Origin of the sequence: Saccharothrix espanaensis DSM 44229 (assembly GCF_000328705.1) — a bacterium.
GTDB lineage: Bacteria > Actinomycetota > Actinomycetes > Mycobacteriales > Pseudonocardiaceae > Actinosynnema > Actinosynnema espanaense.
The window spans coordinates 4601403-4627276 of sequence record NC_019673.1; the positions used below are offsets into that span (position 1 = coordinate 4601403).

Sequence of the window (25874 nt, forward strand, 5' to 3'; positions counted from 1 at the left end):
CAATTCTTGACAGTGGTCGCTACGATCCCGCACATGCGCGCTCTCCAACACCCGGACGTGGAGGACCTGAGCCTGCCCGCGGTGCTGAGCGCGCTGGCCGACCCGGTGCGGCTGCGGATCGTCGCCGAGCTGGCGCGCTCCGGCGGGATCGTGTGCGGGCAGTTCGACGTGCCGGTCAGCATGTCGACGCTGTCGCACCACCTGAAGGTGCTGCGCGAAGCGGGCGTGCTCCGGGTGACACCGCAGGGCAGCTACCGCACGCACGAGTTGCGGATCGCGGACATGGAACGCCGGTTCCCCGGCGTGCTGGACTCGATCACCCGGGCCATCGCGGTCGCTTGAGCGTCGTCGCGTTCGCCGCGGCGGGTTGCCTCATCGCTCCAGTATCGCGCGGGAGCCCGCGCCGTGGCCGGGCCGGTGGTCAGCCGACCTGGTGGGTCTCGTGGTCGTGGGCGGCGGGCGCGCCGGCGCGTTCGGTGGCCTGGGCCTCGGTGAGGGTGTGGCCGATGTGGGTGATCAGCAGCCGGCCGGCCGAGCGGGCGGCGTCGGCGGCGTCCTCCGGGGTGCAGTGCACGGGGGACGGGTCGGTGCCGTCGGCTTCGCAGAGCAGCAGGTCCGCGCCGGCGGCCAGGGCGTGCAGGGCGGGGCACGGGCCGGTGTCGCCGGAGTAGGCCAGGGTGCGGTCGCCGTGGGTGGCGCGCAGGCCGAACGCGGGCAGGCCGTGCTGGACGGCGTGGCTGGTGAGGGTGAGGTCGCCGACGTCGGCGCGGTGGCCGTCGTGCAGTTCGTGGACCTCGAACGCGGCGTGCGCGGGGTTGGGGCCGGTGCTCGCGAGGAACGTTTCGAGGCGGTGGGCGAGTCCGGGCGGCCCGTAGAGGGGGAGCGGCCGGGTGGGGGTTAGGTCGGCGTGCAGCAGGGCGTAGTAGGTGGGCAGCAGGTCGGCGGTGTGGTCGGCGTGGGTGTGCGAGATCCAGACGGCGTCGAGCCGGTCGGGTGTGGTGTGGCGTTGGAGGTTGGCCAGGCTGCCGGGTCCGGCGTCGACCCAGACCCGGGTGGTGGGGGTGCTCAGCAGGTAGCCGGAGCAGGCGCGGTCGGGGCGCGGGTAGGGGGTGGCGGTGCCCAGGGCGGTGAGGGTGAAGGTCACGGGGCAGTGTGCCGCAGGACGTGCACGCCCGCCGCGGTCTTGAGGTAGGCCCAGGTGGTGGTGCCGTTGGTGGCCAGGCCGACGTGCGAGGCCGAGGCGCGGGTGAGGTCGTCGGGCAGGGGGACGCGGGCCCAGTCCTGGCCGGTCCAGCGGTGGTAGGCGGGGCGGGTCTCGAAGCTGCGCCGGCCGGCGCGGACGCCCCAGGTCCAGCCGGGTGCGACGCCGTGCAGGCTGAGCCGGTCGTGGTCGGCGGGTGCGGGCACGGGCTGCCAGCGGTGGCCGTCGTAGTGGTGGATGTGCAGGCCGTCGGTGTCGTGGGTGTGGGCCAGCCACAGGTCGTCGGGCGCGGTGGCGGCGAGGCCGGTGATGTGGCCGTGGTCGGGGCGGGGGCCGTGCAGGTCGGTCCAGGTGGTGCCGTCCCAGTGGATGAGGACGGGGTACTCGTAGGTGGCGGCCCCGGCCCCGGTGAGCCCGCCGCCGCCGGCCCAGACGTCGTCGGGTGCGGCGGCGGTGATGGCGTGCAGGGTTTCCCGGGACGAGGTGAGGGTGCTGGAGCGGGTCCACTCCAGGCCGTCCCAGTGCAGGGTGTCGCTGCCCGCGCCGACGATGTGGACGTCGTCGGGTGCGATGGCGGTGACGGCTTTGGCCCACGGGATGGCGGGGGTGTCGACGGTGTGCCAGCCGACGCCGTCGTAGTGCAGGACGAGGGGGCGGCCGGCGCTGTTGCCGACGGCCCACACATCGTCGGGCGCGGTGGCGGAGATGCCGGCGAGGCTGGCGGCGGAGGGGAGTCCGGGCAGGGTCTCCTCGGTCCAGTCGACGCCGGTCCAGCGCAGGACGAGCGGTGTGGAGGGTCGGCTGGTGAACACGCCGGTGGTGCCGGCGAGCCAGGCGTGGTCGGTCGCGGTGATGGCCAGATCGGCCAGTGCGGTGCTGGGCGGGAGTGCCGGCACCGGCACGGGTCGGAACAACTCGTCTCCCCCTCGATGGGTCCCCCGACGCATCGCAGGCTCCACCTCACCAGGCTCCGGGTGGTCCGGTATCCGCCGAACGGCGGTTTGTGGTTGGGGCGAAAGGCGTGTGGTCCTCACGGACGGTGGTCGTCCGCGGTGTCTGTCGATGCTGTTCGTAAAGGTGCTTGCCTCTACGTGTACTCGGGTCGGCGTGTGGTGGGAGTGGCGTGGTGCACGCGGCGGTGGGGGAGCACGAGCGCGTGTTGTGGGTGAAGGCGGAGTTGTTCGTGGTGCAGGGCCGGGAGGCGGGTCAGGTGCGGGCGCGGGATTCGAGGTAGCGGCGTTCGGGGAGGCTCAGGGTGGCGCGGGCGGCGCGGGCGTAGTGGGTTCGGGCGGTGTCGTGGTCGCCTGCCAGGTCGAGCAGGTGGGCGCGGACGGCGTGCACGCGGTGGTGGTCGGCCAGGGCCGGGTCGGTTTCGGCGTCGGACAGCTGGGCCAGGGCGGTGGTCGGGCCGTGGACCATGGCGGTGGCGACGATCCGGTTCAGGGTGACCATCGGGCCTGGCGTGATGCTGTGCAGCAGGTCGTAGAGGGTGAGGATCTGCCGCCAGTCGGTGTCCCGCGCGGTCGGGGCCTCGGCGTGCACGGCGGCGATGGCGGCCTGTAGCTGGTAGGGGCCGATCGGCTGGGTGGCCAGCGCGTCGGTGACCAGGCGGGTGCCTTCGGCGATGGCGGCGGCGTCCCAGCGGGTCCGGTCCTGGTCGGCCAGCGGGACGAGCGCGCCGTCCGGGGTGGTGCGGGCGGGGCGGCGGGCGTCGGTGAGCAGCATCAGGGCCAGCAGGCCGGCGGTTTCGCCGTCGTGGGGGAGCCGGCGGGCCAGTCGGATGGCCTCGGCGGTGAGGTCGACGCGGTAGAGGGCGTCGCCGGAGCCGGCCGTGTGGCCTTCGGTGAACACCAGGTAGAGCACGTGGCGGACGGCGTCGAGGCGGTCTTCGCGCTCGTCGTCGGGCGGCAGGGCGAACCGCGCGCCGCGCACCTTCTGCTTGGCACGGCTGATCCGCTGGGCGATGGTGGCCTCGGGGACGAGGAACGCGCGGGCGATCTCGGCGGTGGTGAGCCCGCCGACCGCGCGCAGCGTGAGCGCGACCCGCGAGGGCGGGGTGAGCGCCGGGTGGCAGCACAGCAGGAACAGGGTGAGCGTGTCGTCCTCGCCGGACGCGGGTTCCGGGTCGGGCGGGGCGAGGGCGTGCACGGTCTCCTCGCGGCGGCGGCGGGCGGTGTCGGCGCGCCACGCCTCGATGCGCCGGCGGGACGCGACGGTGATCAGCCAGCCCTTGGGGTTGGCCGGGACGCCGTCGGCGGGCCACTGGGTGGCGGCGGCGACCAGCGCTTCCTGCACGGCGTCCTCGCACTCGTCGAACCCGCCGTGGTGGCGGACGACGGCGGTCAGCACCTGCGGCGCGAGGTCCCGCAGGAGGGTCTCCAGGCTCACAGCTCGAAGTCCGCCAACGACATCACCGGCCGCACCTCGACCAGGCCGAAGCGGGCCTCCGGGACGCGCCAGGCGATCTCCACGGCGCGCTCGGCGTTCTCGACGTCGACCAGGTAGAACCCGGCGAGCAGCTCCTTGGCCTCGGCGAAGGGCCCGTCGGTGGTGGTGGCCTGGCCGTCGCGGACGACCAGCCGCCGGGTGAGCGACGGGTCGGCGAGGGCTTCGGAGACGACGAGCTCGCCGCTGTCGGCCAGGTCCTCGTCGAGCCGGGCGTACCCGTCGAGCCCGGCGGCGCGCTCCTGCGCGGGCAGGCCGTCCCAGATGGCGCGGGACTCGGGGTTGCCGTAGATCAGGATCAGGTACTTCACCGGGGCTCCGAAAATTTGTTCGTGGGGTCGTGTCGAGAACCGGCGTCCAGCTTCTACGTCCGGGGTGAGCGGCGCTCGACGGGGGTGCCGGTGCGGAGAGGACGATCATGGCTGACGGGACGCGGATCCGGGAACTGGTGGCACGGCGCGCGGAGGCGATGCGGTCGGGGGACGCGGCGGCGCTGACGGCGGACTACCTGCCGGAGGCGGTGGCGTTCACGCTGGCCCCGCCGTTGCGGCACGCCGCGCCGGAGTTGACCGACCCGGCGACGCTGACGGCGTGGTTCACGAACTTCGACGGCGCGGTGGACTACGAGGTGCGGGACGTGGAGGTCGTGGCAGGCGGCGGGGTGGCGTTCTGCCACTCGCTGCACCGGCTGTCGGCGGTGCCCCGGGGCGGGAGCGGGGCGTTCGTGCTGTGGTTCCGCTCGACGTTGGGCCTTCGCGAGGTCGACGGGCGGTGGCGGATCGCGCACGAGCACGCGTCGACCCCGTTCCACATGGACGGGACGATGGCCGCCGCCGTCGACCTCACGCCCTGACCTCGGTGCTGCCGGCCCGTGCGGCGCACACGTCGGGTTCAGGGACGTGCCGCGAGCACGCGGGCCAGGGCGTGCAGGGCCGGGCGGTAGGCGTGTTCGGCGGGGGTGCCGTAGCCGATGATCAAGCCCTGCGGGGCGGCCGGGTCGCGCTGGTGGTGGTGGTCGCCGAGCCGGCCGAACGCCAGGCCGTGCTCGGCCGCGGCGGCGGTCGCGGCCTGCTCGTCGGGGTGGTGCACCAGGGCGTGCAGGCCGGCGGACACGCCGTGCGCGGTGTGCTCGCGCAGGCAGTCGACCAGCAGGTCGCGGCGTCGCCGGTAGCGCAGCCGGGAGGCCCGGATGTGCCGGTCGTAGCCGTGGCCGGTGATCAGGTCGGCCAGGGTGAGCTGGCCCAGCGCCTCGGTCTGGTGGTCGGCGTGCCGCTTGGCGTCGGCCACCGGGTCCACCAGCCGGGGCGGTAGCACCAGCCAGCCGAGCCGGACGCCGGGACCGAGGGTCTTGGACACGCTGCCCGCGTAGACGACGTGGTCGGGCGCGGTGCCCTGGACCGCGCCCACGGGCTGCCGGTCGTAGCGGTACTCGCCGTCGTAGTCGTCCTCGACGACGACGGCGCCGGTCGCGCGCGCCCAGGCCACGAGGGCGTGCCTGCGGGCGGGGTGCAGGGTGACGCCGGTCGGGTACTGGTGGGCCGGGGTGACCACGGCGGCGGCCACGTCCGGCAGCGAGTGCGCGCCGTCGCCGTCGACCGGCAGCGGCACGACTTCGCGTCCAGCGCGGCGCACCACCTCGCGGTGGAAGGCCAGGCCCGGGTCCTCCATGGCGACCGGCCCGTCCAACACGCCGGCCAGCAGCGACAGGCCCTGCACGTACCCGGCGGTGATCACGATGTGCGCCGGGTCGGCCTGCACACCCCGGGTGCGCCCGAGGTAGCCGGCCAGCGCGCGGCGCAGCTCGATCCGGCCGCGCGGGTCGGAGTAGCCGTGCGCCTCGGCCGGCGCGGAGGTCAGGGCGCGGCGGGCGGAGCGCAGCCAGTCGGCGGTCGGGAACGCGGTCACGTCGGGGTTGCCGGGACGCAGGTCGAAGCGCGGCGCGGTGGCGTCGCGGCCGGGCGTCGGGGCGTTGGTCCGGGGCCGGGTGAGCGCCGCGACCTGGGTTCCCGCGCCGCGCCGCGCGGTCAGGTACCCCTCGGCCACGAGCTGGTCGTAGGCGGCGGCGACGGTGTTGCGGGCCAGGCCGAGTTCGACGGCCAGCCGGCGGGTGGCGGGCAGCCGGGCGCCGGGCGCGAGGCGCCCGTCCCGGATCGCGGCGCGCAGCGCGTGCTCCAGCCCGGCGCGCCGGCCGGTGGCCGGGTCCAGCTCCAGGTGGAGGTCGACCCCCGCGCCCGGGTCCGGCGAACGCTCAGTGGACCAGTCTTGCGGCACGGCATTGGACCCTAGCAAGGAGCCAATGCCGCCCTAGGGTCGGATCATGACGATCCGACTGTCGGTGGCGGACCTGACGCCGACGACGCTGGAGGCGATGCAGGGCCTCTCCACAGCGTCGAAGAAGAACTCGCTCGACCCGAGGCTCCAGGAACTGGTGAAGGTGCGGGCCTCCCAGGTCAACGGCTGCGCCTACTGCGTCGACCTGCACACCGGCGAGGCGCGCGCGGCCGGTGAGCAGCAGCAGCGGCTGGACCTGCTGCCGGTGTGGCGGGAGGCGCCCGGGTTCAGCGACCGGGAACGCGCCGCGCTCGCCCTGGCCGAAGCCGTGACCAAACTGCCCGACGGGGTGCCCGAGGACGTGTGGACCGAGGCGGCCGAGCGGTTCGAGGAGCAGGAGCTGACCGAACTGCTGTGGGTGATCGCCACCATCAACACCTGGAACCGGATGGTCGCCACCACCCGCGCCTGGCAGGTGTCGCGGTGAGCCGCGCCGCTCTCGCCGCCGCGCTGCGCGCCCTGCACGTGCCGGGCGACCCGGTCGTGCTGCCGAACGTGTGGGACGCGGCGTCCGCGCGGGTCGTCGCCGCCGCGTTCCCGGCCGTGGCCACGGCCAGCGCCGCGGTCTCGGCGTCGCTGGGCTTCCCGGACGGCGAGGGGCTGCCCGCCGACGAGGCGTTCGCCGCGGTCGCCCGGGTGGTGCGCGCGGTGGACGTGCCGGTGACCGCCGACGTCGAGCGCGGCTACCGGCTGCCGCCCGCCGAGATCGCGGCGCGGCTGGCCGACGCGGGCGCGGTCGGCTGCAACCTGGAGGACTCCGACCCGGCCACCTCGGCGCTGCTGCCGCTCGCCGAGCAGGTGGAATTCCTGGGCGCGGTCCGCGCCGCCGACCCGGACCTGGTGCTCAACGCGCGGGTCGACGTGTTCCTGCGGCCGGATCCGTCGTTCGAGGCCGGCGTGGAGCGCGGGCGCGCCTACCTGGCGGCCGGCGCGGACTGCGTCTACCCGATCGGGCTGGCCGCGGACCGGGTCGCCGAGTACTGCCGGGCGGTGGCCGGACCGGTCAACCTCGCGCACGTCCCCGGCGGCCCGACGCCCGCCGGGCTCGGCGCGCTCGGGGTGGCCCGGGTCAGCTTCGGGCCCGGCCTGCACCGCCTGCTCACCGCCCGGCTGGAGGCGCTGGTGGCGGGCATCCGCGAGGGCGGTTCGCCCTACCGGCCGTGACCCGCGTCGCGGGCGGGGGATATTCGGGGGCCCCGTCCGCGACGCACCACTATTCTGATCGGCAGCATGAACACCACCGCGCACTCCGACCTGCACCGACGCCTGTCCGACCTGATGTCGGGGGACCAGCGGCGGCTGGGCCGTCGGCTCGACGGGGCGCGCCGGGTCCGCGACGAGCAGGCCCGCGCCGCCGTCCACGCCGAGATCGCCGCCGAGATCGAGCAGGCCGAGCTGCGCGTCGCGCTGCGCCGCGCCGCCGTGCCCAAGATCACCTACCCGGGCGAGCTGCCGGTCAGCGCGCGCAAGGACGACATCGCCGCGCTGATCCGCGACCACCAGGTGGTGATCGTCGCCGGCGAGACCGGGTCGGGCAAGACCACCCAGATCCCCAAGATCTGCCTGGAGCTCGGCCGGGGCGTGCTCGGCCAGATCGGCCACACCCAGCCGCGCCGGCTGGCCGCCCGCACGGTGGCCGAGCGGGTCGCCCAGGAGCTGGGCACCCAGCTGGGCCAGGCGGTGGGCTACAAGGTCCGGTTCACCGACCAGTCCGGCGACGAGACGCTGGTCAAGCTGATGACCGACGGCATCCTGCTGGCCGAGATCCAGACCGACCGGACGCTGTCGCGCTACGACACGATCATCATCGACGAGGCGCACGAGCGCAGCCTCAACGTCGACTTCCTGCTCGGCTACCTCAAGCAGCTGCTGCCCCGCCGGCCCGACCTCAAGGTCGTCATCACCTCCGCCACGATCGACCCGGAGCGGTTCTCCCGGCACTTCGCCGACGCCCCGATCATCGAGGTGTCCGGCCGCACCTACCCGGTCGAGGTGCGCTACCGGCCGGTCGTGGACCCCGACGACCCCGACGCCGACCCGGACCGCGACCAGACCCAGGCGGTGTGCGACGCGGTCCGCGAACTCCAGGCCGAGGGCCCCGGCGACGTGCTGGTGTTCCTCTCCGGCGAGCGGGAGATCCGCGACACCGCCGACGCGCTGGCCGCGCTGGGCCTGCCCCACACCGAGATCCTGCCGCTGTACGCGCGGCTGTCCTTCGGCGAGCAGCACAAGGTGTTCCAGTCGCACCGCGGCCGCCGGGTGGTGCTGGCCACCAACGTCGCCGAGACGTCGCTGACCGTGCCCGGCATCAAGTACGTGGTCGACCCGGGCACCGCCCGGATCTCCCGCTACAGCAACCGGCTCAAGGTGCAGCGGCTGCCCATCGAGCCGATCTCGCAGGCGTCGGCCAACCAGCGCAAGGGCCGCTGCGGCCGGGTCTCGGCGGGCATCTGCGTGCGGCTCTACAGCGAGGACTCCTTCGACGCCCGCCCCGAGTTCACCGACCCGGAGATCCTGCGCACCAACCTCGCGTCGGTGATCCTGCAGATGACCGCGATCGGCTTGGGCGACATCGCCGCGTTCCCGTTCATCGACCCGCCCGAGGCGCGCAACATCAACGACGGCGTGCAGCTGCTCCACGAGCTGGGCGCGATCGTGCCCGCCGAGCAGAAGCTCACCCCGCTGGGCCGCAAGCTCGCCCAGCTCCCGGTCGACCCGCGGCTGGCCCGGATGGTGATCGAGGCCGACCGCAACGGGTGCGTGCGCGAGGTGATGGTGATCGCCTCCGCGCTGTCCATCCAGGACCCGCGCGAACGCCCGTCGGACAAGCAGCAGGCCGCCGACGAGCAGCACAACCGGTTCAAGGACCCGGACTCGGACTTCGTCGCCTACCTCAACCTGTGGCAGTACCTGCGCGAGCAGCAGAAGGCGCTGTCGTCCAACCAGTTCCGCAGGCTGTGCCGCGCCGAGTTCCTCAACTACCTGCGGGTCCGCGAGTGGCAGGACATCTACTCCCAGCTCCGGCAGGTCGCCAAGACCCTCGGCGTGCACGTCAACGAGCAGCCGGCCGAGCCGCGCGCGGTGCACCTGTCGCTGCTGTCCGGGCTGCTGTCGCACATCGGGCTCAAGGACGTGGTCAAGCGCGACCCGGGCAAGCGCCAGTCCTCGGAGTACCTCGGCGCGCGCAACGCCAAGTTCGCGATCTTCCCCGGCTCGGCGCTGTTCCGGAAGCCGCCGCAGTGGGTGATGGCCGCCGAACTGGTCGAGACCTCCCGGCTGTGGGGCCGGATCGTCGCCCGGATCGAACCGGAGTGGGCCGAGGGCCTCGCCGAGCACCTGGTCAAGCGCAGCTACAGCGAACCGCACTGGGAAGCCAAGCGCGGCGCGGTGATGGCCATGGAGAAGGTGACGCTCTACGGCGTGCCGATCGTCGGCGCGCGCAAGGTGAACTACGGGCAGATCGACCCGGGCCTGTGCCGCGAGCTGTTCATCCGGCACGCCCTGGTGCAGGGCGAGTGGACCACCCACCACAAGTTCTTCCACCACAACCGGGCGCTGCTCGACGAGGTCGCCGAGCTGGAGAACCGGGCGCGCCGCCGGGACATCGTGGTCGACGACGACACCCTCTACGAGTTCTACGACCAGCGGGTCGGCGAGGACGTGGTGTCCGCCCGGCACTTCGACACCTGGTGGAAGAAGACCCGGCACACCCAGCCCGACCTGCTCACCTTCGACAAGCAGATGCTGGTCAACGACCGGGCCCAGGTCACCCCCGAGGCCTACCCCGACGAGCTGACCCGGGGCGGCGTCGCGCTGCCGCTGACCTACCGGTTCGAGCCCGGCACCGCCGTCGACGGCGTCACCGTCCGGCTGCCGCTGCCCGCCCTGACCACCGTGCCCGACGACGCCCTGTCCTGGCAGGTGCCGGGGTTGCGCACGGAACTGGTCGTGGCGCTGATCCGGTCGCTGCCCAAACCGGTGCGGCGCAACTTCGTGCCGGTGCCCGACGTGGCCGCCGCCGCGCTGTCGCGCATCGACGCCGACGAGCCGCTGCTGCCCGCCCTGGAACGGGAGCTGCGCGCGCTGACCGGCGTGGTCGTGCCCCGCGAGGAGTGGCAGCTCGACCAGGTGCCCGAGCACCTCAAGCTCACCTTCCAGGTGGTGGACGAGAACAACCGGGAACTCGCCCAGGGCAAGGACCTCGCCGCGCTCAAGCAGCAGCTGCGCGGGCAGCTCCGGGAGACCCTGGCCGCCGCCGCGTCGAACCTGACCCGCACCGGGCTGACCACGTGGGACCTCGACGAGCTGCCCAAGACCGTGCAGCGGCGGCAGTCCGGGATCGTCGTCACCGCCTACCCGGCGCTGGTCGACAAGGGCGACAGCGTCGCGGTGGAGATCCTCGACACGCCCGGTCGGCAGGCCGCCGCGATGCGCCGGGGCACCCGCCGGCTGCTGCTGCTCGCCGTCCCCTCGCCGGTCAAGCTGCTCCAGCGCGGCCTGACCAACGCCGAGAAGCTCACCCTCACCCGCAACCCGCACGGCGGTGTCGCCGCGCTGCTCGCGGACTGCATCAGCGCCGCCGTCGATCACCTGGTCACCTCGGCCGGCGGGCCCGCGTGGAACGCCAAGGGCTTCACCCGGCTCACCGAGTACGTCCGCAAGTACCTGGGGGAGACGGTCTTCGACGTCGTCCGCGAGGTCCGCAACGTGCTCGACGCCGCCCAGGAGGTCGAACTGCGCCTGGCCGGGGTCAAGGGCGCGGTCTACGACGAGTCCGTCGCCGACGTCCGCGCCCAGCTCAAGGGCCTGGTGCACAACGGTTTCGTCACCGAGGCGGGCGCGGCCCGACTGTCCGACCTGCACCGCTACCTGCAGGGCATCGCCCGGCGGCTGGAGAAGCTGCCCGAGAACGTGCGCCGCGACCAGGACTGGATGGACCGCGTCCACCAGGTCCACGCCGAGTACCGCGACCTCAAGGCCCGGCTGCCCGCCGACGAGCCGCACCCCGAGCTCGACGAGGTCCGGTGGATGATCGAGGAGCTCCGGCTGAGCTACTTCGCCCAGACCATCCCCACCCGCTACACGGTGTCCGACAAGCGGGTGTTCAAGGCGCTCGACGCGGTGCCCCGCTAGTGCTCCCACGCGGCCCGGGTGATCGCGTACTCGACCTCGCCGTGCTCCGCGCCGGGCACGGGCTCGTCGTCGTGCCCGGCGGAGGCGAACGCGCGCGTGAACGTGAGCCCCACGGCGGACATCGTCGCGCGTGACGCGGCGTTGACCGCCAGGGTCTGCCCGAAGATCCGGTCCAACCCCACCTCGGCGAAGCCGTAGCGGACCAGTTCGCGCGCGCCCTCGCCCGCGAACCCGCGCCGCCACCTCGCCCGCAGCACCCGGAAGCCGAGATCGGCCTCGCCCGCGACGACGGGCTGGTCCGGCCCGTGCGGCGGCCGCAGCAGCCACCAGCCGACGAACCCGTCCTCGGCGAACCCCACCCAGTAGCCCAGGCCGGGCAGCTCATCGGCGGCGGCCAGCCGCCGCCGATGAGCTGCCCGCGCCTCGGCGCGCGACAGCGCCCGTCCGGTGAGGTGGCGCATCACCTCGGGATCGGCGTCCAGCCCGACCTCCAGGTCGAGGTGCTCCTCGGCCAGCGGAACGAGGGTGAGCCGCGCCGTGCGCAAGGTGGGTTGACCCATGACTCCGATCGTCGCAGCGCGCGCAACCGGATTACTCCCGCGCCGGGGCCGCCGCTACCTCGGTGCCCGGAAGCCGCCGATCCGCTGTTCGAGCAGTTCGGCCAGCCGCAGCGGCGTGCGGTCCTCGAACATCGGACCGACGAGCTGCACCCCCACCGGCAGGCCGTCGGGGGACAGGCCCGCCGGGACGGCGGTGGCGGGCAGGCCGGGCATGGTGGCCAGACCGGCCCAGACGAGCTGGTCGAAGAACGGGTGCCCGACGCCGTCGATGTCGACCCGGCGGCCCAGCAGGTCGGGGTCGTGGTCGTGCGGGAACGCCGGAGTCGGCGTGATCGGGCACACGACGGCGTCGAACTCGGCGAAGAACCGCCGCCAGCCGTGCCGGTGGAGCTCGCGGCGGTTGTTCGCCTCCATCCAGTCGCGGTGGCTGAACACCATCCCGCGCAGCCGCGCCGCGTCCAGCCCCTGGTCGTCCGCGCCCAGGCCGGCGGCGAGGGCGCGCAGCTGGTCGTACTCCTGGACGGGGAAACGTGCGACGGAGCCCGAGAACAGCAACTGCGTGTAGAGCGTCGCGGCTTCGGCCAGGTCGGGCAGCAGCGGGCTGTGCCGTTCGACGCGGGCACCGCCGTCGACGAGCGCGTCCGCCACCCGGTTCACGCCCGCCCGCACAGCGGACCCGGTCGGCAGGAACGGGTGCTCGTCGAGGACCAGGACCCGGAAGTCGCTCAGCCGCTCGTGGCGCGCGGGCGGCAGGGCCAACGCGTAGGCCACGCCGAGCGTGAGCGGGTCCGGCCCGGCCATCACGTCGAGCAGCAGCGCGAGGTCGCGGGCGGTGCGCGCCATCGGACCGGCGACGGCGAGGTCCAGCTCGACCGGCAGCGCCGGCCCGGGAGGCGGGACCATGCCGCGGCTCGCCACCAGCCCGAGCGTCGGCTTGTGCGCGTAGACACCGCAGAAATGCGCCGGCGTGCGCAATGAGCCGCCGATATCGGTACCGAGCGACAACGCGCCGAATCCCGCCGCCAAGGCCGCCGCCGACCCGCCGGAAGACCCGCCCGGCGTACGACCGTGGTCCCACGGATTGTTGGTGGTGCCGTAGATCTCGTTGAAACTCTGCAGATCCTGCAACCCCAAAGGCACATTGGTCTTGCCGAGCACCACCGCCCCGGCGGCCTTGACCCTCGACACCTGCACCGCGTCCTCGGCCGGCACGTGGTCGCGGTGCGCCGGCATACCCCAGGTCGTGGGCAGCCCGGCCAGGTCGTAGGACTCCTTGACCGTCACCGGAACACCCAGCAGCGGTCGATCCTCACCGCGCGCACGCGCCTGGTCGGCACGGCGCGCGGCGGCCCGCGCCCGGTCGAAGTCCGGTACGCAGATGGCGTTGATCGCCTTGTCGTCCCGCTCGATACGGTCAATCGCCTGATCGGTCAGCTCCACCGACGACACGTCACCGGCGCGCATGGCGGCCACGAGTTCTTCTGCCGTCGCAAGATTCCACTCCATGAATCCGACCGTATAGGCGGTTGGAGCGAGCCATAAAATGCCGATTCGCACAACGGGGTGGCGCTGCGGAAAGCCGACTGCCGGCGGTGGCCTCGGGCAGGTGCTACTCGAACCGCTCCAGCAGGGTGCGCAGCGCGCCCGCCACCGCTTCCTGCGTCGGCGGGTCCAGCGGCTCCAGCAACGTCGCGCAGCGCGCCATGTGGGCGGCCAGCATCGAGTCGACCCGTTCCCGGCCCTGGTCGGTCAGCCGGATCCGCACCACCCGGCGGTCGGCCCGGTCCGGCACCCGCAGCACCAGCCCCTTGGCCGCCATCCGGTCGATGCGGTTGGTGATCGCGCCGGCGGTGACCAGCGCGGCGTTGAGGAACGCGCCGGCGGTCAACCCGTCCGCCGCGCCCGCCCGCCGCAACGTCGTGAGCACCTCGAACTCACCCGGTTCCAGGTCGAAGTGCGCCAGGAACTCCTTCATCTCCCGCTCCACCAGCCGGGACAGCCGGGCCACCCGCCCCAGCACGGCCATCGGCGACGTGTCCACGTCCGGCCGTTCCACCCGCCACTGCGCCAACACCAGATCGACCGCGTCGCCCACCGCGAAACCCCTCCCCGTGGCCTCAAGCATTCGACGTCGAATGGGTTCGGCGCAATGAGTTTCGCACGAAACTATCACCGCCGGACACCGGGCCTCCCCACCCGTGCCGGGTGAACCCCGGACGTCCTCACCACCATGTTCCAACCCGCGAGGCCCGCGCGGGCCGTTTCGCCGGGATCCGGCCCCGGCGACGACGGCGCAGGTGGCACGGGGTGGCCGTGAATCAGCGGCGGCGACCCGGACCCGGAAAACCGTGAATGCGACGAAATTCATTCGCCGACCGGCCGACGATACCGCCGAAAAGCGCAACAAATGGAGCCATCCGGCCGAACAGGTGTCCGCGCGGACTCGTCAGCCCTGCCGGCCCAGGTCTTCGGTGGCCGCGCGGCCGGCCTCGGTGGTGCGGCGCAGGAAGTCCGCCAGGAGCGCCAGTTGTTCCTCGTCGTAGTCGGCGAGCAGGTCGTCCATCGCGGTGCTCATCCCCGCGTACAGGCCGTACAGCTCGGCGCTGCGGTCCTTGAGCGCGCGCACGAGCACCGCGCGCCGGTCCGTGCCCTCCGGGTCGCGTTCGCGCGCCACCCAGCCGCCGCGCTGCAGGCGGTCCAGGATGCCGGTCACCGTCGCGGGGTGCAGGCCCGCGCGGCGGGCCAGGGCGGAGGGCGTCAGGGGGCCGTGCTCCAGGACCAGTTCCAGGCAGTCCAGGTCGCCGTCGCGCAGTTCGAGCCGGGCTCCGACCTGGTGGTTGAGCAGCGAGAGCTGGTTGCGCAGGGCGCGCAGCGAACCCTTGATCCCGGTGACCGACCGCCGCCGCCCGCCAGATTCTATGGAACTCATATGATATGTTCTCCGTATCTTATCTCTCTCCGTCGAAGCGTAACCGGGGGACCACCACATGACCGTGCTCGTCACCGGCGCGACCGGAACCGTCGGCCGCCCGCTGGTCCACCACCTGCTCGCCGCCGGGCACCGGGTCCGCGCGCTGACCCGCGACCCCGCCCGCGCCGCCCTGCCCGCCGGCGTCGAGGTCGTGCGGGGCGACACCACCGACACCGGGTCCCTGCACGCCGCGTTCGCCGGCGTCACCGCCGCCCACCTGATCAACTTCGGCCACACCTACCGGCCCCTGGCCAACGGGCCCGAGATCGTGGCCGCCGCCGAAGCCGCCGGCGTCCGCCGCGTCACCCTGCTCGGCGGCTGGGCCGAGGGCAGCCTCGAACCCGCCGTGCGGGCCGGCGGCCTGGAGTGGACGCACCTGCGGCCCGGCGAGTTCATGGCCAACACGCTCGCCGACTGGGGTCCCGTGCTGCGCGCCGGCGACACGATCAGCGAGCCCTACGCCGACCGGCCCACCACCCCCGTGCACGAGGCCGACATCGCCGCCGTCGCGTTCACCGCGCTCACCGAGGACGGCCACCACGGCCGGACCTACGCCCTGACCGGCCCGGAGGTCGTCACGCCCCGGACCAAGCTCGAACTGCTCGGCCGGGCCACCGGCCGCGACCTGACCTTCGACGAACTCACCCCCGACCAGGCCCGCGCCCGCTGGACCGCCCAGCGGCCCGCCCTCCAGATCTTCCAGGTCGCCCCCGGCGGCCCCGCCGACCAGGCCGACTTCGTGCTGCGCCTCTACGGCGACATCCCCGCCGCCGGCCGCACCCCCACCGACACGGTCGAACGCGTCACCGGCCGGCCCGCCCGCACCTTCGCCCAGTGGGCCGCCGAGAACGCCGCCGCGTTCCACGCCTGACGCCGGGCACGAAGGGTGCCGTGCGGGAGGGGAACCGCACGGCACCGGGGCACGGGGGTCAGGACGCCAGTTGGGTGTCGATCCACGCCTTGTGCTGGTGGGTGCCGGTGTAGAGGGTGGTGCCCGCGCACTCCGCGTCCCAGTCGCCCGCGCCGTGCGTCTCGCCCACCAACTGCCACTCCTCCTGGTACCAGACCACCGCCGGGCCGCCCGAATCGCCGTGGCACGCCGAGTGCGCCTTGTCACCCGACACGCACACGTCCTTCGGTCCCGCTCCGCCGCACTCGTCGTAGGCCAGCGCGATCAGGTCGATCTCCTGCAACGCCACCGGCGTCACGCAGTCCGGCCACGACGTGCACCCCCAGCCGAGCAGCCGCACCGACGAGCCCACCGACGGCCACCCCGGCGCGCGCTTCACCGGCGTCTTGGTCGACGCCTTCGCCAGCCGCATCATCGTCAGGTCGGTGCCCGCCCGGTCGACCTTGCGGTCGATCCGGATGACCTCGCCGCCGGAGTCGTTGCGCAGCGAGCCGATCCGGGCCGACCCCGCCGCGCCGCAGTGCGTCGCCGTCACCAGCCAGGTCGGCGACACCAGGCTCGCGCCGCACCCGTTGCTCAGCGCCACCATGAACGAGTAGGCCGTGGTCGCGGCGCGCCCACCGATGATGCGCGGGTCGGCCGCGGCGTTGCCCGCCGTCGCGAACAACGCCACCAGAGCGAGCAGTGCTGACCCGATTCTCCTCATGACACCAGGCTTGCACCCGTCTTGACCTGCGGAAACACTGGTCACCCGGCGGGTCGTCGGAGATGACCGGCCCGGGTGAACCCGGCCGGCCGGCGGTGCCGCACGGTCACCGGCCGCTACTCCGAATGGTGCAACGTGATGGTCGTCCACGCTCCGACGTGGACGCGGTCGCCGGCGGCCAGCCGGCGGGGCCGGTTCGGCTTCACCGGCTCCTCCTCGTCGTTGACCGTCGTCCCGTTCGTCGAGCCCAGGTCCACCACCGACCACTCGCCGTCGGCCGACACCAGCAGCGCGTGGCTGTGCGACACCCCGGGGTCCTCCGGCGGGCCGACCAGGTCCACGGTCGGGAAGATCCCGCGCGACCGGCTGCGCCGCCCGATCGTCACCTGCGGCCCGACCAGGTCGAACCGGCGGGGCGGGCAGAACTCCGGGAACTCCACGGCCGCCGCGTCCGGGCCGCCCACCGCCACCACCCGCAGGTGGTACGCGCGGTCCGCCTCGACCGTCGCGTGCCACCGGGCCCTGGCCGGGGCGGCGACGACCGGCGCCGGCGTCGGGTCGCCGGCGGGCGCCGGGGCCAGCGAGTCGTGCCCGCACTCCTCGCAGAACCGGCCCGGCCGGGCCGCGCCGCACGCCGCGCACGTCTCCTCGGCGGCCGGCGCGGCGCTCGGAGCCGGGCTCGACGCGGCGGCGTCCAGCGGCGTGCCGCACACGTCGCAGTAGTCGTCGGTGGCCGAGGCGTGGCCGGCCGGGCAGGTGGCCATCAGCGGTCCTTCCCGACCCGCTTGGTCACCGTCGAACGGGTGTCCAGCGTCATCTCGTCCACGTCCGCGACCCGCGCCCGCAGCTTCACCGTGCCGGTCGCCGGGTCCTTCACCTCCACCACCTTGGCCAGCAGCTTGGCCGTGCCGGTGTTGCCCGACTCGTGCGCCAGCTTCACCGCGCGCCCCAGCCGGGCCGTCGCGGTCTCCGCGTCGCCGGACTTGCGCGCCTCCAGACCCTCCTGGATCGCCTCCGCCAACTCGGCCTGCCCGGTGTAGTGCGCCACCTCCGGGCTGATCCGGGTGGACAGCCCCGAGTCGTCGGTCCACACCGCCAGCACCCGGCCCTGGCCCAGCACGTCGCCGTCCGGACCCACCAGGCTCACCCGGCCCGCCAGCATCCGGTCGCCGACGTTGCCGGCCTTGACCTCGACGCACAGGTGGTAGTCGCGGCTCTCCACGCCGCTCCACGCGCCGGTCGGGTAGTCGCCGGTGCGCGGCGCGGCCTCCACCCGCCGGTCGGTCAGGTCCAGCAGCCCCGGCGAGGCCTGCTTGAGGAACTTGACCCGCGCCCCCTCCGGCGTCCACAGCTGCAGCGCCACGTCGGCCACCGCCTTGTCCATCGCGGTCGCCGTCATCGCCCGGAAGTCCTCGGCCAGCCCCTCCGGCTCGGCCACGATGTCCACCGTGCCCAGCAGCGCCTCGGAGATCCGGCGCAGCTCCGCCACCTGCCAGTCGGTGCCCACGCCCCGGCAGTCGCCGGTGAACCGGCCCGCGACCTGGTCGAGCACCTTGGTCAGCTGCTGCGGCGACTCGTGCTGGTTCTGCCCGTCGGTCAGCAGGATCACGTGCCGCGGCCCGCTGTCGTGCCCCTCGAACACCCGCTGCGCCAGCAGCAGCCACTGGCCCATCGCCGTGCCGCCGTCGGCCTGGAGCCGGGCGACCGCGCGCTTGGCCGCCGACCGGCTCGCCGCCGACGCGACCACCAGGCCGGCCGCGTGCGGGTAGACCATCTCGGCCTGGTCGGTGCCCGCGACCACGGCGAACTTCACGCCGTCGCGCAGGGTGTCGATCGCCACCTCGGTGGCCCGCTTCGCGGCGGTGAGCTTGGCCGGCGGGTACCGCATCGACCCGGACGTGTCCACGATGATCACCTGCGCGGCGTCCGCGTCCGGCACGACCGGGGCGGCGTCCCCGGCCTGGCCGGTCGCCGACACGGTGAGGATGGCGTTCACCTCCGCCGCGCCCTCCGGCAGGAACTCGTTCTGGAACACCTCGACGGCGAACTCAAGCGCCATGCCCACCCCGCAGTTGAAGGACGACGACCGTGATGTTGTCGTGCCCACCGGATTTCAACGCGACCTCCACCAGCTCGCGCGCCACCTCGACCGGGGCGACCCCGCGCGGCAGCACGGCCAGCAGGTCCTCCGGTTCCGGCAGGTAGTTCCACAGCCCGTCGCTGCACAGCACCAGCAACCCGGGCGTCTGCACCCGGAAGGTCACCGTCCGCGGCGCGTCCAGGCCCGAGTCCGCGCCCAGCCACCGCGACAGCACGTGCGCCCGCCGGTCGGTGAGCGCCTCCTCCTCGGTCAGCACGCCCTCCGCGACCAGTTGCGCCGCCCAGGTGTCGTCCGTGGTCAGCCGCGCCGCGCCGGTCTCGGCCACCAGGTAGGCGCGCGAGTCGCCGACCCAGCCGACCGTCGCGGTCTCGTCGGTCACCACCGCCGAGACGAACGTGCACGAGGGCGCGACCTCCTCGGCGCCCGGTCGGGCCAGCCGGCCCACCGCGGCGTCCGCCGACAGCGCCGCGTCCCCGGTCGCCTCCTCCAGGTCGGCGCCCGACTGCACGGCCGTGAGCAGCACGTCCAGCGCCACGTCCACCGCGAGCTGGGAGGCCTGCTCGGCGCGCTCGGAGGAGGCGACCCCGTCGCACACCACCGCCGCCACGCCCCGGGCGCGGGCCCGGCCGAACGCCATCGAGTCCTCGTTGCGCTGCCGGCGGCGGCCCCGGTCGCTCACCCCGGCCAGGCCGGGCAGCACGAACTCCACCCGGTCGCGCACCGGGTGCCGGGCCCGGCCGCACTGCCCGCAGAACCCCTCCGCGTCGAACGCGCCGCCGCAGCCGCACGTCCGCTCGGCGAGCGAGTCCGGGCCGCCCACCGGGGTCCGCTGGACCCGCAGGTTGCGGCCGCACTCCTCGCAGAAGCGGTCCTGCGCCGAGACCGGTGCCGCGCACGCCGGGCACGCCTCCCGCGACGAGACCTCCCGTGAGGAGCCTTCCCGTGAAGAGCCTTCTCGGGACGAGACCTCGCCCGCGGGGGGCTTGTCGGCGGCGGGGGAGAGGTCGCCGGGGACCTCGTCGGGCGGCAGGTCCCCGGCAGCGGGGTCCCGGGGTGACGATTCCATGTTCACACCAACGTCCTGGGCCGGACCGCGTTCGCGCGGTCGACGAGAGCGATGCGCTCCTCGGGGGTGTCCGCCAGCCGCGCGAGCTGCCGGTAGCAGCGCTCCAGGCCCGAACGCAGCCCGGTCTCGCTGACCTCGCAGTCCAACAGCCGCCCGGCCGGAGCGGAACCGGCGGCGGGCAGCGCGTCCAGCGCCGTGCGCAGCAGCTCCGCGGTCAGGTCCGCGCGGCGCGCCAGGTCGAGCACCAGCCCGGACAGCCGGGTGCCCGCCGCGACCACGTCCGCCAGCGCGCCACCGGCCTGCGCCCGCACCGCCGCCACCTGCGCCGCCACGTGGTGGCTGGAGGTGTCGGGCACCGCGTGCAGCACGTCCACCGCCGCGGCCCGCTCGCCGTCGGCCAGCAGCACCCGCGCCAACCCGAACGCCGCGCTCACGTAGGCGTGGTCGGTGCGCCACACCACCCGGTAGAACCGGGCCGCCTCCGCCAGGTCGCCCGCCAGCTCCGCGCACGCCGCCAGCGCCAGCTTCGGCGCGGTCTCGCCCGGCACCACGTCGCACACCTGCCCGAACGCCGCCCGCGCCTGCGGGAGCCGGTCGCGCACCAGCGCCGCCAGCCCCCGGTACCAGCCGGGCCGCCAGTCGTCCGGCGCGGGCAGTTGCGGGTCGTCCGGGTCGAACAGCGACGGTGTCGCCAACTGGTCCAGCTCCGCCGACGCGTCGTCCACCCGGCCGCCCTCGATCAGCGCCCGCACCACCTGCAACCGCACCTCGACGGTCTGCACCGGGGCCGCCCGCAGCGCCGTCACGAGCTGGTCCGGGTCGCCCGTGGTGGCGGTGGCGAGGAACCCGGCCGCCGGGTCGGCCGCGTCCACCTGCGGCACCGGCAGCCCGGCCGCCACCGACCGCGCGTCCGGCGCGCCGGCCACGCCGAACGCCCGCCGCTCGGGCGTGAACTGGCGCGACAGGCCCGGCCGGGGCACCTCGTCGGACTGCGCCAGCACCTCCCGCAGCACGCCGGTGAGCTGCTCGGCCATCTCCTCGGCGGAGGCGAAGCGCTGGTCCGGGTCGCGGTGGGTGGCCCGCCGCAGGAACCGGTGGAACGAGTCGTGCCGCGCCAGCACCGGCTGGTCCTCCGGCGCGGGCAGCGACTCCTGGTGGGCGCGGCGGAAGTCGAACGGGAAGCTCATCACCGCCAGCGCCCGGCCCACCGTGTACAGGTCGGAGGCCACCGACGGGCCGGTCGAGCCGATCTCCGGCGCCTGGTAGCCGATCGTGCCGTAGATGGCGGAGTGCCGGTCGTCCACCCGCCGCACGGCACCGAGGTCGATCAACTTGAGCTGCTCCTCGGTCTGGATCACGTTGTCGGGCTTGAAGTCGCAGTACAGCAGGCCCACGCCGTGCAGGTAGCCCAGCGCGGGCAGCACCTCCAGCGCGTAGGCGATGGCCTGGGCGACCGGCAGCGCCTCGCGGCCCGAGCCGTCCGCCCGCAGCGCCTTGATCATGTCCTTGACCGACGTGCCGCCGACGTACTCCATCACGATGTAGTCGACCAGCTCGCCGGACTGGCGGTCGGCGTGCCGCACGAAGTTGTGGATCTCCACGATGTTCGGGTGCGACACCTCGGCCAGGAACTGCCGCTCGGCGATCGCCGCCGCCACCGCGTCCGCGTCGTCGGAGTCCAGCAGGCCCTTGAGCACCACCCACCGGTTGCTCACCGCGTGGTCCAGGGCGAGGTAGATCCAGCCGAGCCCGCCGTGCGCCAGGCACCCCAGCACCTCGTACTGCTCGTGCAGCATCTCGCCGGGCGCGAGCTTGGGCGTGAACGAGTAGTGGTGGCCGCAGTGCGCGCAGAACCCCTCCACGCGGCCCGGCCGGCCCTCGCGGCCCCGGCCGACCTCCTTGCCGCAGCTGGAGCAGAACCGCTTGGCCTCCGGCACCTCCGGGTCGGCCAGCACCGCCGTCTTCGGGTCGCGGGCGGGCACCCGGGGCACCTCGACCAGGCCCGCGCCCAGCCGGCCCCGGCTCGACGAGCGGGTCGAGGACCGCCGCGAGCGGCCACCCGACGACGTCGACGTGGACGCCGTCCACGGTGCCGTTCCCGGACCGGTCTCCCGGCCGGTGGCCGCGCCGGTGCCGCTGGTGCCCGCCGGCAGCGGGGCCTCCATGCCGCACCGGTCGCAGAACCCGTCCTGTTCGATCGTGCCGCCGCACGCCGACCGTGCACACGTCCTCATCGCGCAGCCTCCGTCCGGTCCTGCACCGCGCGCTGGTAGCGCGCCACCGCCACCGTGCCGGCCCGCAGGTCGCACGGCACGGCGTGCAGCACGTCCCGCGCCGCCCGGTGCAGCGCGGCCAGCGCGGCGTCCTCGGCGTGCCCGCGCGCGGTCGCCTTCGCCCGGTAGGCGTCCAACCGCCCCCGCAGCTCCGCCCGCCGCTCCACCGATCCCGCCAACTGCGCCGCCACCGCCCTCGTCCGCTCCAGCACCGCGGCCGCCGCCGACTCCACCTCGGTCAACTCCCGCTCCCGCACCTCAGGAAAACGCAACCGGAGCCCGGCCAGCGCCCCCGCCGGCCCGGAAACTTCCGGTGTCGCCGGGTGCTCCCCGGCGATCTCGGCGACCACCACGACCCGCAACGCCACCACCTCGTCCCGCACCGCGCCCGCCTCCGCCAGGACCGCCGTCACCGCGGCCACCCGCGCGGCGAACCCCTCCAGCAGCGCGGCCACCCCGGCCGCCCGGTCGGCCAGCCCGGCGGCGGCCGCGTCCGGGGTCAGCGGATCGGCCACCGCCCGCGCGTGCGCCGCCGCCACCTCCGCCCGCAGCGCCCGGACCGTTCCGGACTCGGCGAGCCCGGCCAGCCTGCCCGCCACCGGGTCCAGCACCGCCAACCGGGCCGACCACGCGGCGTGCACCTCGTCGAACAACGCGGTCAGCTCGGCGTACCGGTGCTTCATCCGGGTGACCAGCTCGGCCAGCGTGATCCGCTCGGCGGCCACCGCCGGGCTGGTCAGCGTGCGCGCCGGCGGTGGTGCGGCCAGCACCACCTCGGGCCCGGTCAGCAGTCGCCGCCGCTCCGCCGCGTCGCGGGTCGCACCCGCCTGCGCCAGCACCGCCCGGTAGGCGTCGAACCACTCCCACAGCCCGACCATCGCCGCGTTCGCCGACTCCCAGCGCCGCGCGGTCTCCCCGGCCAGCGTGGTGCCGCGCAGCAGCCGGTGACCGGGGTGGTCGTCCATGGCCAGCAGCGACTGCGCCACCCGGTCGCTCTCCGCGCGGAGCCTGGCCAGCTCCGCCTCACCGCCACCCGCGTCCACGCTCAGTCCCGGTAGTTCGCGACCGGCGGCGCGGGCGGGTCGCCCAGCCACCGGCCGTGGATCGACGCCCACGTGCCGTTCGCGCGCAGCTGCTCCAGCAGCGCGTTGACGAACCGCACGAAGTCCTCGTCCTGCTTGGGGAACGCCATCCCGTACGGCTCGGCGGTGAACTGCGGGCCGACCACCTTGGTGTACGGGTCCTGCGCGGCGAACCCGGCCAGGATCGTGTTGTCGGTGGAGATCGCGTCCACCTGGCCCTGCTGGAGCATCACCAGGCAGTCGGTCCAGTTCGGCACCGCCACCGCGATCGGCTTGGCCGCCGCGGTGGCCACGTTCACCAGCGAGCTGGACCCCTTGGTCGCGCAGACCCTCCGCCCGCCCAGCGACTCGATGCCGGTCACGTCCGACGTGCTGGGCACCAGCACCCGCTGCCCGGCCTGGTAGTAGACCGACGAGAACGCCACCTTCTGCCACCGCTCGCAGTTGACCGTCATGGTGCGCACCACGATGTCCACCTCGCGGTCCTCCAGCGCGGGGATCCGCTGCTCGGAGGTCAGCACCTTGAAGTTGATCCGGGTCGGGTCGCCGAAGAGCGCCTTCGCGACCTCGCGCGCCATGTCGACGTCGAAGCCCTCCAGCTCGCCGGAGAACGGGTTGCGGAACCCCATCAGGTAGGTGTTCTGGTCCACGCCGACGGTCAGCCGGCCCTTCTCCAGGATCCGCGCCATGGTCGACCCGGCGGGCACCTGCCCGGCGGCCGGCAGCGGACCGGCCGGCCGCAGGCTCGCCGTGGCGTCGCACGACGGGTCGGCCGCCGCGGCCGCGCTCGGCGGCGCGGTCAGCTCCTCCACCCCCGTCGGTTTCGGCGGCGGCGCCGAGCTCCCGCCGATCTCCGGCGCGCCGCTGGGCACCGCGCCGCAGCCGGCCACCAGCGCCAGCACCGCGGCCGCCCCGACGACCGCACGTCCCCACCGCCCGCTCATCGGTACTCCTTCAGCCGCTGCCACAGTCCCGCCGTGGACGCCACCACCGCGATGAGCGCCAGCAGCACCACCGCCGGCACCGCGCCGGACAACGCGCCCCGCGCCCGCGCGATCGTGCCGGTCAGCTCCTCGCGCGACCGGTCCAGCCCGGACACCAGGTCCTTCTCCAGCGCGTTGAACGCGACCGCCGCCTCGCCCTTGCCCAGCGCCAGCCCCACGGCGCCGACGAAGTCACCGCCGTCATCGGCCTCCCGGACCCGCTGGTGGGCCTGCTGCCACTGCCCGAGGTTGGTCGTCGCGGTGCTCGGCAACGCCGAGAGCCGCACCAGCCCGGCGTCGTGCACCAGCCGGTCGAGGTCCTTGGACGCCTGGGCGAACCGCTCCTCGTAGCTCTTCCCGCTGCCGCGCGCCACCAGCGTCAGCGTCTCGTCGCCGCGCGCCGAGAGGGTCGTGATCCGGGCCCGCGCCACGATGTCGGTGACCTTCGCGTCGTCCTCGCTGGCGGACGCCAGCGCGACCACGACCGACGACGCGATCACCACCCACAGCAGCGAGACCACGCACGCCGCCGTGGCCGCGACCAGGCCCACGTTGAACACCCGGTTGGTCTTGCGGGTCAGGTAGCGCTGCACGAGCACCAGGCCGGTGATCAGCAGCGCGCCGAGCAGGAACTCCAGCCACGGCAGCGTCGCCGCGCCGTCCAGGTCGCGCATCACGTTGCCGGTCTCGGCGCTGTAGAGCTGCTGCGCGGCGGGCAGCAACGCATCCCGCATCAGGAACGACGCCTCCCGCAGGTAGGCCGCGCCCACCGGGTTGCCCTGCCGGTTGTGCGCCCGCGCCGTCTCCACCAGTCCGGTGTAGACCGGGAGCCGGCCCGACAGCGTCGACAGCGGGCCGGCGAGCTCGGGGGAGCGGGTGATCTCCCCGGTCGCGGTGGACAGCGCCGCCGCGGCCCGCGCCACGTCCGCCTCGTACCGCTGCCGCAGGTCCGGCGACTCGACACCACCCGACAGGAACGCGCTGGCCGCCGTGGCGTCCGCGTCCGCCATCGACCGGTAGACCTCCTGGGCGGCGTAGGCCAGCGGCTCGCTGCGGTCGGCCAACGCCTCCAGGGCGTCCGACCGGCGCTGCACCGACGCCGCCGTCAACGCGCCCACCAGCAACGTCGCCGCGATCAGCAGCAGCGCCAGCAGGCTCAACCGGCCCGGCGTGCTGCGCGCGAGCCCGGTCACCCGGCTGACCGCCCCGCGGTTCCGCTGAGCTTCGACCAGCACGACCGCCCCCTTTCCGAGGTGATCGGCGCCACTCGCCGCACCGTTAGCGTAGATCGTCAAGGGCGTGCGGGGGGCCGGTTCGCGCGACTGGGGCCGCGATCCCGCAGCCCCGTAACTAGGCTCGACGCCGTGATGGTCATCGCCCACCTCAGCGACACCCACTTCGACGGCGACCCGCGCGCCACCGACCGGGCCCGCCGGGTCATGGACTACCTCGACGCCCTGCCCGGACCGCTGCACGCGATCCTCGTCAGCGGAGACATCGCCGACCACGGCCTCACCCCCGAGTACGAACTGGCCCGAGCACACCTGGTGTCCACGAAGGTCCCCGTGTTGCTGCTGCCGGGCAACCACGACGTGCGGGGAAACTTCCGGGAAGTGCTGCTGGGCGAAGCGCCCGGCGAGGGCCTGGGCGAAGGTCCGGTCAACCGGGTCGTGCGGGTCGGCGGGACGGTGTTCGCGCTGTGCGACTCCAGCATCCCCGGCCGCTCGGACGGGCTGCTGGAGGACGGCACGCTGGCGTGGCTGGACAAGGTGCTGGCGCGCGGCGCGCCGACCCTGGTGTGCCTGCACCACCCGCCGATCACCGTGCACGAGCCCACCATCGACCGGATCCGGCTGGGCCAGGCCGACCGGCTCGCCGAGGTGCTGACCCGGCACGACAACGCGCTGGCCGTGCTGTGCGGCCACGCCCACACCGGCGCGACCTCCACGTTCGCCGGCCGCCCGGTGCTGGTCGCGCCCGGCGTCGTGTCGACCCTGCTGCTGCCCTGGGAGTCCACCCGGGTCGTGGACCGCGACCTGCCGCCCGCGCTCGCGTTCCACGTGCTGGCCGACGGCCGGATCACCACCCACTACCGCGTCGTGCCCTGAGCAC

The 25874-nt window shown here is 74.3% G+C and carries 24 protein-coding genes; 7 read left to right on the plus strand and 17 right to left on the minus strand.

Annotation, left to right across the window (positions count from 1 at the left end):
- The first annotated feature begins 33 nt into the window (after positions 1-33).
- Positions 34-342: an ArsR/SmtB family transcription factor gene (locus tag BN6_RS20275; protein ID WP_015101588.1), complete on the plus strand. Its 309-nt coding sequence runs from the start codon at positions 34-36 to the stop codon at positions 340-342.
- 79 nt (positions 343-421) lie between these two features.
- On the opposite strand, the gene BN6_RS20280 is transcribed toward BN6_RS20275, so the two are convergent.
- From BN6_RS20280 to BN6_RS47940, 4 genes are all read right to left on the minus strand, one after another.
- Entirely contained in the window at positions 422-1144 is a 723-nt protein-coding gene (locus BN6_RS20280; RefSeq protein WP_015101589.1) for an MBL fold metallo-hydrolase, read from the minus strand.
- Positions 1141-2115, minus strand: coding sequence for a hypothetical protein (locus tag BN6_RS20285; protein ID WP_148302940.1), 975 nt, complete (start codon positions 2113-2115; stop codon positions 1141-1143). The genes BN6_RS20280 and BN6_RS20285 overlap by 4 nt, the downstream gene beginning before the upstream one ends.
- 292 nt (positions 2116-2407) lie before the next feature.
- The gene (locus tag BN6_RS20290; RefSeq protein WP_015101591.1) at positions 2408-3589 is read right to left on the minus strand and encodes an RNA polymerase sigma factor; all 1182 of its coding nucleotides are present in this window, start codon (positions 3587-3589) and stop codon (positions 2408-2410) included.
- Positions 3586-3957, minus strand: a complete 372-nt coding sequence (locus tag BN6_RS47940; RefSeq protein WP_015101592.1) for a YciI family protein — start codon at positions 3955-3957, stop codon at positions 3586-3588. The genes BN6_RS20290 and BN6_RS47940 overlap by 4 nt, the downstream gene beginning before the upstream one ends.
- 107 nt (positions 3958-4064) lie before the next feature.
- Between BN6_RS47940 and BN6_RS20300 the strand changes: the two genes are divergently transcribed.
- On the plus strand, positions 4065-4499 hold the full coding sequence (locus BN6_RS20300; protein ID WP_015101593.1) for a YybH family protein: 435 nt from the start codon (positions 4065-4067) through the stop codon (positions 4497-4499).
- Positions 4500-4537: 38 nt separating this feature from the next.
- On the opposite strand, the gene pdxR is transcribed toward BN6_RS20300, so the two are convergent.
- Entirely contained in the window at positions 4538-5917 is a 1380-nt protein-coding gene (gene pdxR / locus BN6_RS20305) for a MocR-like pyridoxine biosynthesis transcription factor PdxR (protein WP_015101594.1), read from the minus strand.
- Positions 5918-5963: 46 nt separating this feature from the next.
- Between pdxR and BN6_RS20310 the strand changes: the two genes are divergently transcribed.
- From BN6_RS20310 to hrpA, 3 genes are all read left to right on the plus strand, one after another.
- Positions 5964-6404, plus strand: coding sequence for a carboxymuconolactone decarboxylase family protein (locus BN6_RS20310; RefSeq protein WP_015101595.1), 441 nt, complete (start codon positions 5964-5966; stop codon positions 6402-6404).
- On the plus strand, positions 6401-7141 hold the full coding sequence (locus tag BN6_RS20315; protein WP_015101596.1) for an isocitrate lyase/PEP mutase family protein: 741 nt from the start codon (positions 6401-6403) through the stop codon (positions 7139-7141). The genes BN6_RS20310 and BN6_RS20315 overlap by 4 nt, the downstream gene beginning before the upstream one ends.
- A gap of 66 nt (positions 7142-7207) precedes the next feature.
- Complete coding sequence (hrpA, locus tag BN6_RS20320; protein ID WP_015101597.1) at positions 7208-11110, plus strand: ATP-dependent RNA helicase HrpA; 3903 nt, start codon at positions 7208-7210, stop codon at positions 11108-11110.
- On the opposite strand, the gene BN6_RS20325 is transcribed toward hrpA, so the two are convergent.
- From BN6_RS20325 to BN6_RS20340, 4 genes are all read right to left on the minus strand, one after another.
- Positions 11107-11670 (minus strand): GNAT family N-acetyltransferase, encoded by a 564-nt coding sequence (locus BN6_RS20325; RefSeq protein WP_041313396.1) that lies wholly within the window; start codon positions 11668-11670, stop codon positions 11107-11109. The genes hrpA and BN6_RS20325 overlap by 4 nt on opposite strands.
- A gap of 54 nt (positions 11671-11724) precedes the next feature.
- Positions 11725-13176 carry an amidase gene (locus tag BN6_RS20330; RefSeq protein ID WP_015101599.1) on the minus strand — a complete coding sequence of 484 codons (1452 nt, stop codon included), beginning with the start codon at positions 13174-13176 and terminating at the stop codon, positions 11725-11727.
- A 103-nt stretch (positions 13177-13279) separates the two neighbouring features.
- Entirely contained in the window at positions 13280-13765 is a 486-nt protein-coding gene (locus BN6_RS20335) for a MarR family winged helix-turn-helix transcriptional regulator (protein ID WP_041313399.1), read from the minus strand.
- Between the two features lie 351 nt (positions 13766-14116).
- Positions 14117-14599: a MarR family transcriptional regulator gene (locus BN6_RS20340; protein WP_015101601.1), complete on the minus strand. Its 483-nt coding sequence runs from the start codon at positions 14597-14599 to the stop codon at positions 14117-14119.
- A gap of 58 nt (positions 14600-14657) precedes the next feature.
- Here BN6_RS20340 and BN6_RS20345 point away from each other — a divergent pair, with 58 nt between their 5' ends.
- The gene (locus BN6_RS20345; RefSeq protein ID WP_015101602.1) at positions 14658-15512 is read left to right on the plus strand and encodes an SDR family oxidoreductase; all 855 of its coding nucleotides are present in this window, start codon (positions 14658-14660) and stop codon (positions 15510-15512) included.
- 58 nt (positions 15513-15570) lie between these two features.
- Here BN6_RS20345 and BN6_RS20350 read toward each other — a convergent pair whose 3' ends face one another.
- The 8 genes from BN6_RS20350 to BN6_RS20385 form a co-directional block, all read right to left on the minus strand.
- Positions 15571-16257, minus strand: a complete 687-nt coding sequence (locus BN6_RS20350; protein ID WP_015101603.1) for a S1 family peptidase — start codon at positions 16255-16257, stop codon at positions 15571-15573.
- A gap of 116 nt (positions 16258-16373) precedes the next feature.
- Entirely contained in the window at positions 16374-17021 is a 648-nt protein-coding gene (locus BN6_RS20355; RefSeq protein WP_015101604.1) for an FHA domain-containing protein, read from the minus strand.
- Positions 17021-18316, minus strand: a complete 1296-nt coding sequence (locus BN6_RS20360) for a vWA domain-containing protein (RefSeq protein ID WP_015101605.1) — start codon at positions 18314-18316, stop codon at positions 17021-17023. The genes BN6_RS20355 and BN6_RS20360 overlap by 1 nt, the downstream gene beginning before the upstream one ends.
- Positions 18306-19424 carry a PP2C family serine/threonine-protein phosphatase gene (locus tag BN6_RS20365; RefSeq protein ID WP_148302941.1) on the minus strand — a complete coding sequence of 373 codons (1119 nt, stop codon included), beginning with the start codon at positions 19422-19424 and terminating at the stop codon, positions 18306-18308. Before BN6_RS20365 ends, BN6_RS20360 begins: the two co-directional genes overlap by 11 nt.
- Positions 19425-19426: 2 nt before the next feature.
- The gene (locus tag BN6_RS20370; protein ID WP_015101607.1) at positions 19427-21658 is read right to left on the minus strand and encodes a serine/threonine-protein kinase; all 2232 of its coding nucleotides are present in this window, start codon (positions 21656-21658) and stop codon (positions 19427-19429) included.
- On the minus strand, positions 21655-22791 hold the full coding sequence (locus tag BN6_RS20375; protein ID WP_158509413.1) for a hypothetical protein: 1137 nt from the start codon (positions 22789-22791) through the stop codon (positions 21655-21657). The genes BN6_RS20370 and BN6_RS20375 overlap by 4 nt, the downstream gene beginning before the upstream one ends.
- A complete protein-coding gene (locus tag BN6_RS20380) occupies positions 22743-23723 on the minus strand; it encodes a glutamate ABC transporter substrate-binding protein (protein ID WP_015101609.1) in 981 nt (326 codons plus the stop codon). The genes BN6_RS20375 and BN6_RS20380 overlap by 49 nt, the downstream gene beginning before the upstream one ends.
- On the minus strand, positions 23720-24997 hold the full coding sequence (locus BN6_RS20385; protein ID WP_041313402.1) for a hypothetical protein: 1278 nt from the start codon (positions 24995-24997) through the stop codon (positions 23720-23722). Before BN6_RS20385 ends, BN6_RS20380 begins: the two co-directional genes overlap by 4 nt.
- A 132-nt stretch (positions 24998-25129) precedes the next feature.
- On the opposite strand from BN6_RS20385, the gene BN6_RS20390 reads away from it, so the two are divergent.
- Positions 25130-25870: a metallophosphoesterase gene (locus BN6_RS20390; protein WP_148303361.1), complete on the plus strand. Its 741-nt coding sequence runs from the start codon at positions 25130-25132 to the stop codon at positions 25868-25870.
- Positions 25871-25874 lie beyond the last annotated feature (4 nt).

Bases quoted from the DNA above. Each gene is read 5' to 3' on its own strand.
- BN6_RS20275 (WP_015101588.1), top strand. From the start codon at position 34: ATGCGCGCTCTCCAACACCCGGACGTGGAGGACCTGAGCCTGCCCGCG.
- BN6_RS20300 (WP_015101593.1), top strand. From the start codon at position 4,065: ATGGCTGACGGGACGCGGATCCGGGAACTGGTGGCACGGCGCGCGGAG.
- BN6_RS20310 (WP_015101595.1), top strand. From the start codon at position 5,964: ATGACGATCCGACTGTCGGTGGCGGACCTGACGCCGACGACGCTGGAG.
- hrpA (WP_015101597.1), top strand. From the start codon at position 7,208: ATGAACACCACCGCGCACTCCGACCTGCACCGACGCCTGTCCGACCTG.
- BN6_RS20325 (WP_041313396.1), bottom strand. From the start codon at position 11,670: ATGGGTCAACCCACCTTGCGCACGGCGCGGCTCACCCTCGTTCCGCTG.
- BN6_RS20330 (WP_015101599.1), bottom strand. From the start codon at position 13,176: ATGGAGTGGAATCTTGCGACGGCAGAAGAACTCGTGGCCGCCATGCGC.
- BN6_RS20340 (WP_015101601.1), bottom strand. From the start codon at position 14,599: ATGAGTTCCATAGAATCTGGCGGGCGGCGGCGGTCGGTCACCGGGATC.
- BN6_RS20345 (WP_015101602.1), top strand. From the start codon at position 14,658: ATGACCGTGCTCGTCACCGGCGCGACCGGAACCGTCGGCCGCCCGCTG.
- BN6_RS20350 (WP_015101603.1), bottom strand. From the start codon at position 16,257: ATGAGGAGAATCGGGTCAGCACTGCTCGCTCTGGTGGCGTTGTTCGCG.
- BN6_RS20355 (WP_015101604.1), bottom strand. From the start codon at position 17,021: ATGGCCACCTGCCCGGCCGGCCACGCCTCGGCCACCGACGACTACTGC.
- BN6_RS20360 (WP_015101605.1), bottom strand. From the start codon at position 18,316: ATGGCGCTTGAGTTCGCCGTCGAGGTGTTCCAGAACGAGTTCCTGCCG.
- BN6_RS20365 (WP_148302941.1), bottom strand. From the start codon at position 19,424: ATGGAATCGTCACCCCGGGACCCCGCTGCCGGGGACCTGCCGCCCGAC.
- BN6_RS20370 (WP_015101607.1), bottom strand. From the start codon at position 21,658: ATGAGGACGTGTGCACGGTCGGCGTGCGGCGGCACGATCGAACAGGAC.
- BN6_RS20380 (WP_015101609.1), bottom strand. From the start codon at position 23,723: ATGAGCGGGCGGTGGGGACGTGCGGTCGTCGGGGCGGCCGCGGTGCTG.
- BN6_RS20390 (WP_148303361.1), top strand. From the start codon at position 25,130: ATGGTCATCGCCCACCTCAGCGACACCCACTTCGACGGCGACCCGCGC.